This is a genomic window from Kitasatospora sp. MBT66, from assembly GCF_000710405.2.
Taxonomy (GTDB): domain Bacteria; phylum Actinomycetota; class Actinomycetes; order Streptomycetales; family Streptomycetaceae; genus Kitasatospora; species Kitasatospora purpeofusca.
In genome coordinates this window covers 201,892-218,211 of the sequence record NZ_JAIY01000006.1, presented here as the reverse complement: position 1 = coordinate 218,211, position 16,320 = coordinate 201,892, and the positions used below count along the sequence as shown (strand labels likewise).

Below are 16,320 nucleotides of genomic sequence, written 5' to 3'. Positions count from 1 at the left end.
GGCGGTAGACGGCCCCGGTCGTGAAACCTGTGGCGCTCGGGCGCCCGGGGCGGCTAGGCTCCGGGCCGATGAAGACTTCCGCTCCTCACGAAGTGGGGGTCCGGTCCACGCAAGGTGAGTGCTGATGAGCGCTCACCTCGCGACCGGGAATCCCCGACTCTCCTTCTGGCTGCACGTGCGCGAGTTCGCCGTGCCGGCCTCGGTCATCGAAACCGCGACAGCCCGGCGCCTCGCCGGGGACTGGGCCGGGGCGTGTGCCGCCGCCCGGGTCGATGTCGACCTCGATCTGCGGTCCGCCGCCCGGCGCCACGGGGGCGAGCTGGCCGACCGACTCCGCCGTGACCTCCGGGCGTTGGCGCCCGACCTGCTGCGCTGGCACCTGCCGAGGGTCGCGCCGGTCGGGCTGCTGCGGCCCGGGCTGACCCTCTCGCTCGCCAGGTACGGCGCGGTGCACCTGGTGGTGCGCACGCCGCCGGGCCGGGCGAGCGGCGGACAGCGGTTCAGCCTCGCCCTCCAGGACGGCACCGCAGCCCGCCGGCCCGCCCACGGACGGGCGCCGGAACATCCGGCCGACGCGTCGCACCCGCATCCGCACCCCAGTGCGCGGTTCCGGCTGGACCTGCACCGCCACCTCTGGGACGCCGGCCGGAGCGGCGAACTGCCGCTCCGCTCCGGGGGCCCCGAGCGGTGGGCGGCCGAGGCCCGGATCCTGCTCCGCGCGGAGGGCCGCCCCGACGGCGAAGGGGCCGTGCGGGTGCGGCTCGGAGCACGCGAGGTGGTGGTCGGTACGGGCACCGGCGGGCAGACGGTGCCGCCCGTCCTCCCCGCCCCGCTCCCCCTGCTGCCCGACGCGGCGGTGCGGGTGCCTCCCGATCTGGAGCTGCTCCGGGCCGGGCTGATCGGCCCCGAGGGCCTGCATCCGCTGGTCGCCGCGGCCCTCGCCCCCACCGCCGCCGCGCCACCGGCCGACCCCGGCCCGGCCCCCGGCCGACCGCGCGTCGTACGGTGCCGCAGCAGCCTCCACCGGATCGGCCTGGTCGACGGGGTGCTCACCGCGCTCGACCACCGTCCCGACGAAATCCGCCGCGAAGAGCTGCTGATGGAACTCACCGGCACCCCGCTGCCCTGCCTGCAGACCATCGACGACGCCCATCGCAACCCGGAGAGCCTCGCCGACGTCCGCGCGCGCCTCGACCACGGCGACACCGCCGGAGCGCTGGCCGCCGTCGAGGCCCTGCTCGGCCCGGACGCCACGCTGCGCACCGGCCCCCTGCGGGACGCGCTCGCGGAGGCCGCCGAACGGCGGGTCGCCCACGGCCTGTTCCGGGCCGGCCTCGCCGACCCTGCGCCGCGCCGGACGGACCACTTCCGGCCGCCCGGGCCCTGGCCGCGGCCGCAGGAGCACCGCGCCCACCCGCGGCACGCCAGCTCGCGCTGACGCCACCCCGCTTCGACCCGCCCTGCCTGTCTTCCGCCCTGCCGTCTTCCGCCCTGCCTTCTTCCGCCCTGCCTTCTTCCGCCCTGCCTTCTTCCGCCCTGCCTGTCTCCCGAAAGGACGCCACCACATGCCTCTTGCTGCCCCGATGCCCCAACTCGACGTCGCCGCAGAGCTCCTGGAGCTGCTCTCCGCCACCACCACCGAACCGCGCCCCGACGACCGGCTGGCTGCCCTGACCCTCACCGTGGCCGCCGACCTGCCGGTGCTCCTGTGGGGCGAACCAGGGATCGGCAAGACCGCCGCCCTCACCCAACTCGCCGACACCCTGCGCCTGCCGCTCACCACCGTCATCGCGAGCGTGCACGAGCCCTCCGACTTCGCCGGGCTGCCCGTGCTCGGCGACGACCCGGCCGTGCAGGGCGTCCCGATGGCCCCGCCGGACTGGGCGGTCCGGCTGGTCAGGTCCGGCCGGGGCCTGCTGTTCCTGGACGAGCTCTCCACCGCGCCGCCCGCCGTCCAGGCCGCGTTGCTGCGCCTGGTGCTCGAACGCCGCATCGGCTCCCTCCAACTCCCGCCCGGGGTCCGGATTGTGGCGGCCGCCAACCCCCGTTCCTCGGCGGCCGACGGCTGGGAGCTGAGCCCGCCGCTGGCCAACCGGTTCGTCCATCTGCCGTGGCAGCACGACCACGAGGTGGTGGTGCGCGGCCTCGGCGGCACCTGGCCGCGCGCCGTGCTGCCGGAGCTCGACCCGGCGCGGCTGCCGGAGGCGGTGGCCCTCGCCCGCCGCGCGGTGTGCGAACTCCTCGCCGTACGCCCGGCGCTCGTCCACCGGCTGCCCGGCAACGACGCGCAGCGGGGCGGGGCCTGGCCGTCGCCCCGGAGTTGGGAGATGACGGTCCGGCTGATCGCCTTCGCCACCGCCGCCGGGGCCTCGCGCGAGGTGCTGGCGCTGCTGGTGCGGGGCACGGTCGGGGACGGGCCCGGTCTGGAGCTGATGGCGGCGATGGACCGGATGGACCTCCCCGACCCGGAGGCGCTGCTCGCCGACCCGGCCGCCGCCGTGCTGCCGGAGCGCGGGGACCTCCGGCAGGCCACCCTGGAGGGCGTGGTGGACGCCGTCCGGCGCCGCCCGGACCGGGCGCGCTGGGACGCGGCGTGGGCGCTGCTGGCGCGGGCGGTGGAGAGCGGGGCCCCGGACGTCGCGGTCGTCCCCGCGACCATGCTCGCCGCGCTGCGGCAGGCCGACTGGGAGGTGCCGGCGACGATCGACCGTCTCGCCGGGGCGGTCGCGCTGTCGCGGCGGGCGGACCGCGCGGTGGCGCGGGTCGCGGCGGCCGACGGGGCCCGCCGGTGAGCGCGCCGTCCGCGGTCCCGGTGCCGGTACCGCTCCCACGGGCCACGCGGAACAGGCAGGACACCCACGGCATCAGGGCGCCGCGGGCCGGCCGCCTCGACGTCGACAAGCTGTACGCCGCCCGGCTGCACGCGGTCCGCGTCCGCCCCTACCTGGCCACGGCGCTGTTCGCCCTGCACGTCGTGGAGTCCCGCGACGTCCCGACGATGGCCGTGGACGAGCACTGGCGCTGCTACGTCTCGCCGTCGTTCGTCGCCCTGATGCCGGTGGAGGAGCTGGCGGGCGTCTGGGTGCACGAGGTGTCGCACCTGCTGCGCGACCACCACGGACGCGGCGACCGGGTCGCCCGCGAGCGCGGTCTGCACAGCGTCGCCGACCGGCTGCGGACGAACATCGCCGCGGACTGCGAGATCAACGACGACATCTACGGCGAGGGGCTGGTCCGGCCGGCGGGCGCGGTGCTGCCCGGGGACCTGGAACTGTCCGACGGCCGGCTGATGGAGGACTACCTCCGGCAGTTCGGACTCGGGCCGCTGACCGAGCGGTTCGCCTGGCTGGACTGCGGCAGCGGCGCCGACGGCCTGGTCCGCGGCTGGGACCTCGGGCCGGAGGGCGCGCACGGGCTGAGCCCGCAGGAGCGGGACGCGGTGCGGTTCCGGGTCGCGCAGGGGATCCTCGGCCGGCCGGGCGACGCACCGGCCGGGTGGCGGCGGTGGGCCGAGCAGGCGTTCCACCCGCCGCAGCGGTGGCGGGAGTTGCTGGGCGCGGCGGTGCGCTCGGCGGTGTCGGGCCCGGGCTCGGGCGGCGACTACTCGTACGGCCGCCCGGCCCGCCGGTCGGCCGCGCTGCCCGGCGCGGTGCTGCCCTCCCTGCGGCGGCGCCCGCCACGGGTGACCGTGGTCGTCGACACCTCCGGGTCGGTCAGCGACGCCGAGTTGGGCGGCGCGCTGCTGGAGGTCGCGGAGATCGTCCGGGCCGTGGGCGGCCGCCGTGACCTGGTCACCGTGGTGTCCTGCGACGCGGCCGCGCAGACCGCGCAACGGCTCTGCCGGGAGGGGGACATCGCCCTGGTGGGCGGCGGCGGGACGGACCTCCGGGAGGGGTTCGCCACCGCCCTGCGGACCTGGCCCCGGCCGGACGTCGTCGTGGTGCTGACGGACGGTCAGACTCCTTGGCCGACCGCGCAGCCGTCCTGCCGGACGGTGGTGGGCCTGTTCGGCCGACCGGGCCGGTGGAGCGAGAACAGTACCGAGTACCGGCGGCCGGAGCCGCCCGGCTGGGCCCGGGTGGTGACGCTCGGGTCGGCGGCGGGCGACCCGTACTGACCGGCCGCGAGCCCCCTTTCGGGCTCGGCGCGCCCCCAACTCCTTGACGAAAGCATGACATTGACGCACCATCAACCTCGCGGCGCCGCATCTCCTCCAATGTTCCGTCCCTACGGACCCCCCACAGGAGGACAGTCATGCGACTGCCCCGCCGAGGGAAGCCCGCCACGGCCACCGCCGTCCTGCTGGCGCTCGCCCTCGCCACCCCGCTCAGCATCCAGGCCGTCACCCCGGCCGCCGCCGTCCAGCCGGACTCCGTCGCCTCCGCCGCCTCGGCCGGCGACGCCGACTCCGCCCGGCAGTACCGCCTCGACGGCCCCCGCACCGTCGCCGAACGCACTGCCGTCGCCGCCACCGGAGCCTCGGTCGACGCCGTCATGGCCGACTCGGTGACGGTCACGGCCACACCCGCCGAGGCCGCCCGGCTGCGGGCGCTCGGCTGGTCCCCCGTCCCGCTGCCGGGCCCCCGGTACGGCGACGGGCCCGCCGGGCAGGCCGAGTCCGGCGCCGCGCTGTACGACTTCCCGTCCGCCGACTCCGGCTACCACAACTACGCGGAGGCCGCCGCCGACATCGACGCCGTCGTGGCCGCGCACCCCGACATCATGAGCAAGCGGGTCATCGGCACCTCGTACGAGGGCCGGCCGATCGTCACCGTCAAGATCAGCGACAACGTCGGCACCGACGAGAACGAACCCGAGGTGCTCTTCACCGCCCACCAGCACGCCCGCGAGCACCTCACCGTCGAGATGTCGCTCTACCTGCTGCACGAACTCGGCGACAAGTACGCCACCGACAGCCGGATCGCCAATGTCGTCAACAACCGGGAGATCTGGGTGGTCCCGGACCTCAACCCGGACGGCGGCGAGTACGACATCGCCACCGGCCGCTACCGCAGTTGGCGCAAGGACCGGCAGCCGAACACCGGCAGCAGCAACGTCGGCACCGACCTCAACCGCAACTGGAACTACAAGTGGGGCTGCTGCGGCGGCTCCTCCGGTTCCACCTCCAGCGAGACCTACCGGGGCAGCGCGGCGGAGTCCGCCAAGGAGACCAAGGTGGTCGCCGACTTCGTCCGCACCCGGGTGGTCGGCGGCAAGCAGCAGATCACCGCGGCGATCGACTTCCACACCTACAGCGAGCTGGTGCTCTGGCCGTTCGGCTGGACCACCGCCAACACCACCACCGGCATGACCGCCGACGAGTACAACACCTTCGCCACGCTCGGCCGTTCGATGGCCTCCACCAACGGTTACACGCCGGAGCAGTCGAGCGACCTCTACATCACCGACGGCTCGATCGACGACTGGCTGTGGGGCACCCAGCGGGTGTTCGCCTACACCTTCGAGATGTACCCCGGGCCGAACGGCAGCGCCGGCTTCTACCCGCCGGACGAGGTGATCGGGCGCGAGACCAGCCGCAACCGGGAGGCGGTGCTGCGGCTGCTGGAGACCGCCGACTGCGTCTACCGGGCCATCGGCAAGCAGCAGCAGTACTGCGGGATCGCCAACTGAACGACCACTGAGGCCGGTTGACGAAAGCGCGAAGCCCGGTCGGCTCTCCCCGGGGAGAGCCGACCGGGCTTCGCGCCCCTCCCCTCGCCCACGAACCGGTGCATGCCACTCCGTTCCGGCCAAACCCGCGCACCCACCGGCCAGAACCGGCCCGCACCGCCCCAGGAGCGGACGGATCGTCATCCGGAATGCAAAGATCCCCCCAAGGAATGTGACATGTCACAGTGTGCACGTCGGGTTCCACACCCGGCGCGCCGCACGAGGGAGGGAACCGCTCCATGAACCGCCTCACCACCGCCGCCCTGGCGGGCGCCGCCGGCCTCGCCGCGCTGACCGTCGGCCTGGCCCCCACCGCGACCGCCGCCACCACCGGCCCGGTGGGCCCGGCCGGTCCGACCGGCACCGTCACCTGCGGGACCCCGGGCGCGCCCGGCTTCCTGCGCACCCGCGCCTGTATCGAGGTCAGCGGCACCCACGTCCGCCTCTACGGCCAGGTCGCCACCACCGACCCGGCCTGGGTCGCCCAGAACGTCGGCTTCACCATCACCGGCTCCACCCCCGCCCTCCCGCCGCAGCCGCCCCTCAACCTGACCGCGCTGATCCCGGCCGGCGGTGCCACCGTCGGCGACCTGCTGCTCACCGTGCCCTGCGGCAACACGGTGACGTCCAGCTTCAGCGTCAACAACGGCGGCTGGCCGCCCTCGACGGCGACGGTCTCGGCCTTCGTGCCCTGCTGACGCCCCGTCCGGTCCCACCCGCGCGGTTCGGCCCCCACCGGGGCCGGGCCGCGCGGCCGCCCCGCCCGCGCCCCCGACCGCGCCCACCCCGAGCGCGTTCTCCCTGGTCCGGGACCTCTATGGTGTGACGGTGAGTCTTCATGTGATCGTCGGACACGGACCGGCCGGAGCGGCCACGGCACGACTGCTGGCCGAACAGGGCCACACGGTAAGGGTGGTCACCCGCTCCGGGCGGCCGGCCGAGCCCGGCATCGAGCACCTCGCCCTGGACGCCACCGACACCGCGCGGCTGACCGAGGCCGCCCGCGGCGCAGCCGCGATCCACAGCTGCGCCGCACCGCCGCTCCCCCGCTGGACGGCCGACTGGCCGCCCCTGCACGCCTCGCTCCTCGCCACCGCCGAGGCGACCGGCGCCGTGCTCGTCATGCTCGGCAACCTCTACGGCTACGGCCCCGTGGACGGCCCCCTCACCGAGGACCTCCCGCTCGCCGCCCCCGGCCCCAAGGGCCGCCTCCGGGCCTCGCTCTGGGAGCAGGCCCGCGCCCTCCACGAAGCCGACCGCATCCGCGCCGTCGAGGTCCGCGCCTCCGACTTCTTCGGCCCCGGCGTCACCGACGGCGGCCACCTGGCCGCCCGCGTCGTCCCCCGCCTGCTGGCCGGCAAGCCGGTCAGCGTCCTCGGCGACCCCGACGCCCCGCACAGCTGGACCTACCTCCCGGACGTGGCCCGCACCCTGGCCGAGGCCGCCACCGACGAACGCGCCTGGGGCCGCGCCTGGCACGCCCCGACCGCGCCCGCCGTCCCGATCCGCCGCATGGTCGACCTCCTCGCCACCGAGGCCGGCGTCGCCCCCGTCCCCGTCCGCCGCCTGAACCCCACGGTCTTCGCCCTCGCCGCCCTCGTCACCCCCCTCCTGCGCGAACTCCGCGAGACCCGCTACCAGTTCGACCGCCCCTTCGTCGTCGACGCCACCGCCTGGGAAGCCGCCTTCACCACCCGCCCCACCCCGCTCGACACCCAGCTCCGCACCACCCTCACCTGGTGGCGCGACCGCCTGTCGGCCTGATTCCCCGGCACCGCGCGCCGCAGCCCCGCACCGGGGAGGACGTCCCGGTGCGGGGCTGCGGTACGTGGCAGGGGTGGTGTCAGAGGGCTTCGATGCGCTCGACGACCAGTTCGCAGAGTTCGTGGGTGCGCAGGGCGTCGTGGGCGTCCAGGGTCCGGCCGGTGCGGACGGCGTCGAGGAAGGTGAGGACGGCCTGTTCGATGCCGCGCTGGCGGGCGACGGGGACCCAGTCGCCGCGGCGGCGGACGGTGGGCTGGCCGCGGTGGTCGACGACGTCGGCGAGGTTGTGGACCTCGCGCTTGGAGTCGCCGCCGGAGACCTCGAGGATCTCCTCGGTGGAGCCGGACATCCGGTTCATGATGCCGAGGGCGGTGAAGCCCTCGCCGGCCAGGGTGAGGACCACGTGCTCGACCAGGCCCTCGCGGACCCGGGCGCGGACGTCGACGTGCTCGATGTCGCCGGGGACGAGGAAGCGCAGGGTGTCGACGACGTGGATGAAGTCGTCGAAGACCAGCGGGCGCGCCGCCTCGGGCAGGCCCTCGCGGTTCTTGCGCAGCAGGACGAGGTCGCGCGGGCGCTCCTTCGCCTGGACGTTGGCAGGGGCGAAGCGCCGGTTGAAGCCGACCATCAGGGAGCGGCCGGTGCGGTCCGCCAGGTCCACCAGGCGGCGGGAGCCGTCGAGGGTGTAGTCGAGCGGCTTGTCGACGTAGACGTCGACGCCCGCCGTCAGCAGCTGCTCCACGATCGGGACGTGCTGGTCGGTCGCGGCGTGCACGAAGGCGGCCCTGATCCCGCTGCCGATGAGCTGCCCGAGGTCGGTGAACCGCTTCTCCGCCGGGATCCGGTGGGTGTCGCCGATCCGGTCCAGCTTCGCGCCGTCCCGGGTCATCAGGCGCAGGTCCAGGCCGGGCAGCGCGGTCAGGACCGGCAGGTAGGCCTTCTGGGCGATGTCCCCGAGGCCGATCACCCCGACCGGCAGCAGGACGTCGGGCTCGGCGGTCGGACTCATCCGGATCTCCAGGGGTGCGCTGGGGCTTCTACCGCCCCCACCCTATGCACCGGCCCCGGGCGGAACGAACCCGGTACCGGGCCGCACCGGGAGGTTTCGCGACGTCAGGCCGGACGGGAGCGGGCGCGGCGGAGCAGGTAGGCGCCGGAGGCGGCGGCGAGGACGGCCATGCAGGCGGCGAAGACCAGGCCCGCGTCGGCGAGGCCGAGCGGCTCGGCGAGCAGGCCGACCCCGATGACGGGGACGGAGATGCCGAAGTAGGCGACCACGAAGAGCGCGGAGAGGGCCCCGCCCCGGTGTTCGGCGGGGGCCGCGCCGGCGATCTCCCCGACCGCCCCGCGCAGGCCCATGCCCTGCCCGGCGCCGCCGACCAGGGCGCTGAGCACCAGCGGGGCGAGGATCTCCCACGCGAGCGAGGCGGCCAGCAGGGCGAGGCCCGCGATGAGCACCAGGCAGCCCAGCGGGATCGCCCGGGCGGTGCCCAGCCGGGGCACCAGCAATTGGCCGAGGGTGGAGGCGAGGAAGGCCGTGAAGACGATCAGGCCGACCACCGCGTGGTTGTGGATCCCCAGGCTCTGCCCCAGGAACGCCGGGGTGACCGAGGTGAAGACGCCCAGCAGCGAGAAGCCCGCGAAGGCGGCGATCGCCGCCGGGACGAACACCCCGCGGACCTCCGGCGGCAGCGACGGTCGCCGCGGCCGGGCGGTGCGCAGCGGCCGGGCGCCGTCGACGGTCTCCGGCAGGAACCAGGTGACCGCGAACGACGCGGCCAGCAGCACCAGGTGCACGACGAACGGCAGGACGAGCGGCTCCGGCGCGTACTCGGCGAGCAGCCCGGACAGCAGCGGGCCGCAGCCGAGGCCGCCCATGTTGGCGGCGGTCGCGACGAACCCGGCCCGGGCCCGGCGGTCGGGCGGGGCGAGTTCCAGCACATAGGCGGTGGCGGTCCCGGTGAACAGACCCGCCGACAGTCCGGACAGCAGGCGGCCCAGGCAGAGCAGCGGCAGTCCGCCCTCGGCGAGGAAGGCGACGGCGCTGCCCGCGGCGAGGGCGAGCCCGCAGAGCAGGACGGGACGGCGGCCGACGCTGTCGGAGACGTTGCCGACGAGCAGCAGCACCCCGATCACCCCGAACGCGTAGACGGCGAACACCACCGTCACCATCAGTTCGGAGAAGCCGATCTCCTCCTGGTACAGCCCGTACAGCGGGGTGGGCAGGGTGGTGCCCGCCATGCAGACGGCGAAGGCGGCGGCTGCGCCGAGGTAGCCGGTCCGACGGTCGGTCATCCGCCCACGGTAGGCGCCGCGGCGGGACGGTGGCGGCCCGGCGGCGGCCGGCCTCCGCCGAATGGCGGAGGCCGGGGCGGTGGCCGGGGCGGTGGCCGACGGTGATCGGGGCCGAGGCCGACGGTGTCCGGGTTACAGGTGCGGCGGCGAGTGACCGGCCGCAAGCGCGCGGGTGACCGGTTCGGGGGTCGGGCCCGGCCCGGGCAGGGGTCCTGGGCCCGGGTTCGGGTCGGGGCGCGGGGCGGGCGGCGGGGGCGGGTCGGACACCGGCGGCAGCGGGCGGGGCGGCAGCGGGTCCGGCCCGCCGGGGCCCGGCACCGGACCGGGCAGCGGGCCCGGACCAGGCGCGGGTCCCGGTCCCGGGGGCGGGGTGGGGCTGGGCGGTACGGGGTCGTTCGGCGGGATTCCCACGGTCGGTCGTTCCTCTCCGTAGTCGGAGGCGCTGACACCGCTCGGCTACCCCGTCGGCGTCCGCCCACACCCCCCGCTCCGCCCAGCGGCTCAATGGGCTCGGGCCGGACCGGACGCCGTCAGAGGGCGGCCCGGTGCAGGGCGGCCAGCATGGCGGCGACGGCGAGGGTGACCGGGGTGGTGCGGGTGCGCCGCTCGGCCCAGCGCCAGTCGCCGTCGGGGTTGACCTCCAGGAAGACCGGGGTGCCGGCGCTGAGGAGGAAGTCGAACGCGCCGTAGCGCAGGGACATCGCGGCGGCGAGGGTGCGGGTCGCGGCGGCGACGTCCGGCGGGGGTGACGGCAGGGCGCGGACGCCGAGCCGGTCGGGGGCGGTCCAGGGGTCGGCCGGGGCGGTCTTGGTGACCTCGAAGGCGTGCAGCTGCCCGCCGACGAAGTAGACCCGCAGTTCGGCCTCGTGCTCGACGTACTCCTGGACGATCACCGGCGGCCCGGGGCGCGGGCCGCCGGCCAGGTCGGCCCGGTCGAGGACGGTCGGGAAGATGCCGTGCAGCCGGCCCGGGACCGGCTCGACGAAGTGGTGGCCGGCCGCCTTGACGACCACGCGCGGGCCGTCGAACTCGTCGCGCACGAGATACGGATCGGTGGTCAGCACGGCGCGCGGCGCCGCGACCCCGTGCCGGCGGGCGAGGTCCAGTTGGCAGAGCACCCCGGGGCGGTCGGGGCGGACGGCCGTGCCGGAGATCGCCGCCAGCTGTGCGGCCGCCGCCTGCCAGGAGTCGCGGAGGAAGGCGCCGCGCGGCGTCCCGGCGACGTCCGCGACCGGGGCGGCCGGGCCGAGGGCGGTGGAGTCGAGGGCCGTGGGGTCGAACGCGGCCGGGTCGAGGGCGGTGGGCGCGAAGTGGCGGATCCAGGTGACGGTGGGGATCAGCTCGCGCCCGTTCAGGCGGACGGTGCGGCCCTCCGGGGCGATGGTCAGCGAGGTGGCGCCGAGCTCCTCGGCGTTCAGGCGGGCGGTGCGGATGCCCGCGCCCGCGAGCAGGTTCCGCACCGGGTCGAGGTCGGTGTCGCAGGCGCGGCTGAGCAGCAGGACGCACGGGGCCGGGCGCGGGCGCGCGTCCAGGGTGCGGGCGGGGTCGTCGAGCTGGGCGAGGAACGGTGAGCGGGGCGGTCGGGGCGGGCGGGGAGGTCGCGGGGAGGGTGCTCCGGTGGGGCGGTCAGGCATCGGCGTCGACGGTGTCGAGCAGGTCGTCGGCCATCGCCAGCAGCTTGCCGACGGTCGCGGCCACATGGTCCGAGGCGCCGGGAAGGCGGTCGGCGACACGTTGCAGCACCGCCAGGTCGAAGGCCGCCGGCTTGCCCGGCGCGGGCGCCGCCACCGGGTCCGGGGCGGCGGAGCGGAGCGTCAGGAGGAGTTCCAGCACCGTGGCCATCTCGGTGGCCAGCAGCCCGAGCGAGGCCATGTCGCCGAGGTCGCAGCGCGGACGGCTGTCGCGGTCCAGCACGGACAGCACCCCGATGCAGTCGCCGTCGCAGATCAGCGGGGCGGCCATGATGCTGCTCGGCACATAGCCGGTGGACTCGGCGGCCGAGCGGGCGAACTGCGGGCTGTCCGCCACGTCGTCCACCACCACCGGCTGGCCGGTCATCAGCGCCCAGCCCGCGATACCGGTGCCGGCCGGGAAGCGGCTGCCCAGCAGGTGGTGCTCCCCCTCCCCGGCCACCGCCTCGAAGACGAGGTCGCCGTCGGCCTCGTCCACCAGCAGCACGGAGGCCGCGGCCGCGCCGAACACACTGCGGGCAACCTCCACGATCGACTGGAGCAGTCTGCGTTGCCGCAGCTCGGCACTCTCCAACGGGTCAGTCGACACGCGCACCTCCATCGGGTACGGCTACGTTCTCAGCGGCCAGGTAGAGGACGGACTTGAGCTGGAAGGGGGTGAGCGAGCGGTGCTTGCTGAGAATGAGCGCGCAGATACCCGCGATGTGCGGGGTCGCGAAGCTGTTCCCGGTGCTGAGCAGTTGGCGACCGCCGGGTCCGGCCACCGGCACCCGCACACCGCGGGCGTAGAACTCCACCGGCGGTGACGGGTTGTAGTAGTAGGTCATCGGGTCGGGGCTGTCGTGGCTGGCGACCGAGATCACCGAGGCGAACGGCCACGGGTAGCTGCGCACCGGCATGTTGTGGGCGGAGGCGACGATGACGCAGCGGCGGAAGTAGGCGGAGTCGGAGAGGTCGCGCAGTGCGTCGCAGAACTCCGCCTTGGTCGTCGACAGGCTCATGTTGATGACGTCGTAGCCCTCCTCGATGGCCCAGGTCAGGCCCGCCAGCAGGGCGGCGCCGCTGCCGTGCCGGCCGCCGGACAGGACGCGGACCGAGGTGAGCGCCGCGCCGGGGGCGACGGAGCGGATGACGCTGGCGCAGGCGGTGCCGTGGCCGGCGGTGTCGCCCGGTTCGGTCGGGGTGACGGTGAGGGTGCCGTCCTCGGCGCGCACCACGTCCATGGCCCGGTCGAGGCCGCCGACCAGCGGGTGTTCGGCGTCCACGCCGCTGTCCAGGACGCAGACCCGCACGCCCGAGCCGTCGGCGCCGCCCCAGGCCCAGTCCTGGGTGAGGTGGCCGCCGAGCGGGCTGATGTCGAAGGGCTCTTGGGGCACGACGGAGACCGGCATGCTCCAGGCGGGCACTCCGGGGAAGTGGTCGCGCGGCGGGCGGCGCCAGGGCGGGAGCTGGAGGTCGGTCATCGCCGGCCACCGTCCTCGGCGCCGGGCGGGGCGGGTGGTTCGGGTGTCTCGGGTGTTCCGGTGCTGGTGGTGGTGCCCGTCCCCCCGGCGGCGAGCCAGGCGCGGACCCGTCCGGCGGGCAGCGCGGCGCCCTTGGCCTCGAACATCCGCAAAGCCTCGGTCCCTTCAGCCGTCGCCCGCCCGGCCCGGCCGGCCGCGCGGAGCACGATCGCCAGATCGAACAGCGTCTCCCCGACCAGGCAGGGGTCGTCGGAGCCCTCGCTCAGCCGGCGGGCCGCCGTGGCGGCGGCGACCGCCTCGGTGTGGTCGCCCCGGGCGGAGGCGAGGCGGCCGCGCAGCGCCGTCGCGCCCAGCCGGGCGCGCGGGTTCCCGCCGTCCTGGTCGCCCGGTCCGTCGTCCTGGCCGTCGGGCCGCTCGCCGTCCTGCTCCCTGTCCCGGCCGCCGGGTCCTCGGTCCGGACCGTCGGGCGGGTCGAGTGCGGCCAGGGCCGCGGCGGCGGCCTCGGTCCGGCCCTGGGCGAACAGCTCGCGGGCGATGGCGACCTCCGTGGTCCGGGTGTCCGGGGCGTGCTCGGCGGCGCGCAGCACGCCGAGGCTCTGCCGGTAGCGGGCCTCGGCGACCTCGTGGGCCCCGGCCAGCGACTCGACGAAGCCCGCCGCGTCCAGCACGACGGCGTCCGCGAGGTCGGTGTGCACGTCGTGGGAGTACGTGAGCGCCTCGGCGAGGGTGCGGCGGGCGGCGGCCACGTCCCCGTCCAGCGCCTCCAGGTGGGCGCGGGCGACGAGCACGGGGATCAGCAGCGAGCGGTTGGCGGCGAAGCGTCGGCCGAGCAGGGCGCACAGCTCCAGCGAGGCGGCCACCGGGGTGGGCGTCCACTGGGCCAACTCGCAGACTGCGCAGAGGAGTCGGTCCTCCTCGTAGCTGTCGGCGAGGGCCCGGGCGCGGGCCAGCGCGAGCCGGAAGGAGGTCTCGGCGGAGGCGGTGCGCTCGGCGGCGAGTTCGAGGTGGGCGCGCAGTTGGTGGAGCCGGGACCAGCTGCGGTCGTCGCCCGGGTCGTGCTCCAGCAGCGCGGTGAGGCGGTCCGCGTCGGCGGCGACGGTGGCGGGCGGGGCGAGGCCGAGCCGGAGCGCGACGATCCCGCGCTGGACGGCGAGGGTCGCCGCGGCGCGCGGGTTGCCGGGAAGTGCGGCCTCGGCGGCGTCGAGCGCGGCCCGGCACCGGGTCTCGTCCTGGAGCCAGATCCCCGCGTCGCAGACGTGCAGCGCGAGCGCGATGTGCCGGGGGTCCCCGACCGGCAGCAGGGCGCGGCCGCGTTCGAGGAGTTGGACGGCGGCGGGGAGGTCCTTGCGGGCCAGCGCACGTGTCCCCTCGGCGATCAGGGTCCCGGCCGCCGCTCCGGCCAGAACGGGCAACTGGCGGTCGCCCGGACGCAGTTGGCGGCGCAGCTGCCAACTGGCCTCGACGTGGTAGGCGACCGCCATCGGGTCCTTCGGGTGCGCGCGGGAGAACCGGTCGGCGAGGAAGTCGTGCCAGCGTTCCCGCCGGGTCTTCGGGGTGAACTCGTAGGCGGTGTCCCGCAGCAGCGCCTGGGCGAAGCGGTAGGTGGCGGCCGGACCCGGTTCGAAGACCCGGCGGCGGGCCAGTCGGGCGGTCGCCTCGTCGGCGGCGGTCGGCACCACCCCGTCGGCCTCGGCCATCGCCCGCAGCTGCCCGCGGCTGAACTCGCGCCCGACCACGGCGGCGAGTTCCAGCAGTCCGCGCTCGGTGGCCGGGAGTCGGTCCAGCCGCGCGCCGAGCAGGGCCTGGACGGTGGGCGGGACATGGGTGCCGGGGGCGGTCTCGGCGAAGACGTCCATCAGCTGTTCGGCGAAGAGCGGGTTGCCGTCGCACAACGCGACCACCCGGCCGGTCAGTTCGCGCTGTTCGTCGACCCGGAGGTCCTGCGCGTGGACGTCGCCGCGTTGGGCCAGGCCGCCGACCAGGGCGGCGGTCTGCTCCTCGCTCATCGGCCCGAGGTCGACGGTGGTGGCGCACGGCTTGCCGCTGCCCCAGTCGGCGCGCTGGTCGAGCAGCTCGGGGCGGGCGACGCAGAGCAGCAGGACGGGCACGTCGCGCAGCCAGGTGGCGATCTCGTCGACGAGATCGAGCAGGGTCGACTCCGCCCAGTGCAGGTCCTCCCAGACCATGACCACGGGACGGGAGCGGCCGAGCACCTCCAGGAGGTGGCGCACGGCCCAGGCGATGTCCTCGACGCCGACCTGTCCGGGGGGCGGGTCGGCGGGGTCGGCGGGCTCCGTGACGGCGGCAGGGTCGGTGGGTTCGGCGGAGTTGCCGGGCTCTGCCGGGTCGGTGACGGCGGCGAGGGTGCGGGTCACCAGGCGGCGCGCGCGACCGTCCGCGCTGTCGGGCGGCCCGGCCGAAGCGGCGTCCTCGGCGAGCAGCCGGACCAGTTCGGGCCGACCGCCGGGCAGCGAGCCGAGCATCTCGGCGAGCGGCCGGTAGGTGATCCCCCGGCCGTAGGCGGAACAGCGCCCGGCGAGCACCAGCGCCTCGCCGTCCGGCAGCCCGGAGAGGAACTCCCGGACCAGGCGCGACTTTCCGATGCCCGGGGCGCCGAGCACGGTGGCGAGGCACACCTCGCGCCGCTCCCTGGCCCGCCGGTAGCCGCGTTCGAGCACGGCCAGTTCGTCCGTCCGACCGATGAACGGGGTGACCGGGGCCGGCTCGTCGGCCGTCGCGTCCGGGGCGGTGACCCGCCAGGCCGGCACCGGACGGGACTTGCCCTTCAGTCGCAGCGGTTCGACCGGCTCGATGCCGACCTGCGCCCGCACCATCGCGGCGGTGTCGGCGCAGATCAGCACCTCGCCGGGAGCGGCGGCGGTCTGCAGCCTGGCGGCCGTGTTGACGGAGTCGCCGACGACCCGGAAGTCGTCCCCCGGGCGGGTGATCACCACGACATTGCCGGTGCAGATCCCGGCCCGGGCCTCCAGCTCGACCCCGTACTTGGCGGCGAGCTCGGCGGTGAGGCCGGCCAGGGCGGCGAGCGCGCCCGTGGCGGCCCGGACGGCGCGCAGCGCGTCGTCCTCGCGGGCGACGGTGGCGCCGAAGGCCGCGAGGATCGCGTCGCCGATGAACTTCTCCACCACGCCACCGTGTTCGGCGATGCAGGCGCCGCAGCTGGCGAAGTAGCGGTCCATGACGCGGCGCAGCGGCTCGGGGTCCAGCCGTTCGGCGAGGGTGGTGGAGCCGACGACGTCCAGGAAGAGCATCGACACCTTGCGGCGCGACTCGCGCGGCTCGGCGACGACCGGGGGCGGAGCGGGGGACGCGGCGGCCGCGAGCGGGGTGCCGCAGCCGGCGCAGAACCGGTCGGCCTCGGCGGTGCGGTGTCCGCACGCGGTGCAGCTCACGACCGGTCCTCGGGGGCGGGACCGGCG

Annotated in this window: 12 protein-coding genes; 6 read left to right on the top strand and 6 right to left on the bottom strand. The window is 75.8% G+C overall.

All coding sequences use genetic code 11. From position 1 onward, the window contains the following. Positions 1-124 precede the first annotated feature (124 nt). From BI06_RS13515 to BI06_RS13490, 6 genes are all read left to right on the top strand, one after another. Positions 125-1,438 (top strand): hypothetical protein, encoded by a 1,314-nt coding sequence (locus BI06_RS13515; protein ID WP_043468277.1) that lies wholly within the window; start codon positions 125-127, stop codon positions 1,436-1,438. A 127-nt stretch (positions 1,439-1,565) separates the two neighbouring features. After that, positions 1,566-2,792 carry a MoxR family ATPase gene (locus tag BI06_RS13510; RefSeq protein ID WP_043468274.1) on the top strand — a complete coding sequence of 409 codons (1,227 nt, stop codon included), beginning with the start codon at positions 1,566-1,568 and terminating at the stop codon, positions 2,790-2,792. 71 nt (positions 2,793-2,863) lie between these two features. Next, positions 2,864-4,117, top strand: coding sequence for a VWA-like domain-containing protein (locus BI06_RS13505; protein ID WP_043469469.1), 1,254 nt, complete (start codon positions 2,864-2,866; stop codon positions 4,115-4,117). A gap of 137 nt (positions 4,118-4,254) precedes the next feature. After that, the gene (locus tag BI06_RS13500) at positions 4,255-5,631 is read left to right on the top strand and encodes a M14 family metallopeptidase (RefSeq protein WP_043468272.1); all 1,377 of its coding nucleotides are present in this window, start codon (positions 4,255-4,257) and stop codon (positions 5,629-5,631) included. Between the two features lie 278 nt (positions 5,632-5,909). Further along, positions 5,910-6,368, top strand: coding sequence for a hypothetical protein (locus tag BI06_RS13495; protein WP_030395714.1), 459 nt, complete (start codon positions 5,910-5,912; stop codon positions 6,366-6,368). Between the two features lie 130 nt (positions 6,369-6,498). Next, a complete protein-coding gene (locus tag BI06_RS13490) occupies positions 6,499-7,434 on the top strand; it encodes an NAD-dependent epimerase/dehydratase family protein (protein ID WP_043469468.1) in 936 nt (311 codons plus the stop codon). Positions 7,435-7,513: 79 nt separating this feature from the next. Here BI06_RS13490 and BI06_RS13485 read toward each other — a convergent pair whose 3' ends face one another. From BI06_RS13485 to BI06_RS13460, 6 genes are all read right to left on the bottom strand, one after another. Then, the gene (locus BI06_RS13485; RefSeq protein WP_043469467.1) at positions 7,514-8,413 is read right to left on the bottom strand and encodes a Gfo/Idh/MocA family protein; all 900 of its coding nucleotides are present in this window, start codon (positions 8,411-8,413) and stop codon (positions 7,514-7,516) included. Positions 8,414-8,547: 134 nt separating this feature from the next. After that, positions 8,548-9,729 (bottom strand): MFS transporter, encoded by a 1,182-nt coding sequence (locus BI06_RS13480; protein ID WP_043468270.1) that lies wholly within the window; start codon positions 9,727-9,729, stop codon positions 8,548-8,550. A 530-nt stretch (positions 9,730-10,259) separates the two neighbouring features. Beyond that, positions 10,260-11,363 carry a RimK family alpha-L-glutamate ligase gene (locus BI06_RS13475; RefSeq protein WP_051740975.1) on the bottom strand — a complete coding sequence of 368 codons (1,104 nt, stop codon included), beginning with the start codon at positions 11,361-11,363 and terminating at the stop codon, positions 10,260-10,262. Then, positions 11,356-12,009: a GAF domain-containing protein gene (locus tag BI06_RS13470; RefSeq protein WP_233290142.1), complete on the bottom strand. Its 654-nt coding sequence runs from the start codon at positions 12,007-12,009 to the stop codon at positions 11,356-11,358. Before BI06_RS13470 ends, BI06_RS13475 begins: the two co-directional genes overlap by 8 nt. Further along, entirely contained in the window at positions 11,999-12,883 is an 885-nt protein-coding gene (locus tag BI06_RS13465) for a S8 family serine peptidase (RefSeq protein WP_037780981.1), read from the bottom strand. Before BI06_RS13465 ends, BI06_RS13470 begins: the two co-directional genes overlap by 11 nt. Beyond that, positions 12,880-16,293, bottom strand: a complete 3,414-nt coding sequence (locus BI06_RS13460; RefSeq protein ID WP_051740972.1) for an adenylate/guanylate cyclase domain-containing protein — start codon at positions 16,291-16,293, stop codon at positions 12,880-12,882. The genes BI06_RS13465 and BI06_RS13460 overlap by 4 nt, the downstream gene beginning before the upstream one ends. Positions 16,294-16,320: the final 27 nt, after the last annotated feature.

Excerpts from the sequence above, each read along its gene's own strand:
- BI06_RS13515 (WP_043468277.1), top strand. The coding sequence starts at position 125 with ATGAGCGCTCACCTCGCGACCGGGAATCCCCGACTCTCCTTCTGGCTG.
- BI06_RS13510 (WP_043468274.1), top strand. The coding sequence starts at position 1,566 with ATGCCTCTTGCTGCCCCGATGCCCCAACTCGACGTCGCCGCAGAGCTC.
- BI06_RS13500 (WP_043468272.1), top strand. The coding sequence starts at position 4,255 with ATGCGACTGCCCCGCCGAGGGAAGCCCGCCACGGCCACCGCCGTCCTG.
- BI06_RS13495 (WP_030395714.1), top strand. The coding sequence starts at position 5,910 with ATGAACCGCCTCACCACCGCCGCCCTGGCGGGCGCCGCCGGCCTCGCC.
- BI06_RS13480 (WP_043468270.1), bottom strand. The coding sequence starts at position 9,729 with ATGACCGACCGTCGGACCGGCTACCTCGGCGCAGCCGCCGCCTTCGCC.
- BI06_RS13475 (WP_051740975.1), bottom strand. The coding sequence starts at position 11,363 with ATGCCTGACCGCCCCACCGGAGCACCCTCCCCGCGACCTCCCCGCCCG.
- BI06_RS13465 (WP_037780981.1), bottom strand. The coding sequence starts at position 12,883 with ATGACCGACCTCCAGCTCCCGCCCTGGCGCCGCCCGCCGCGCGACCAC.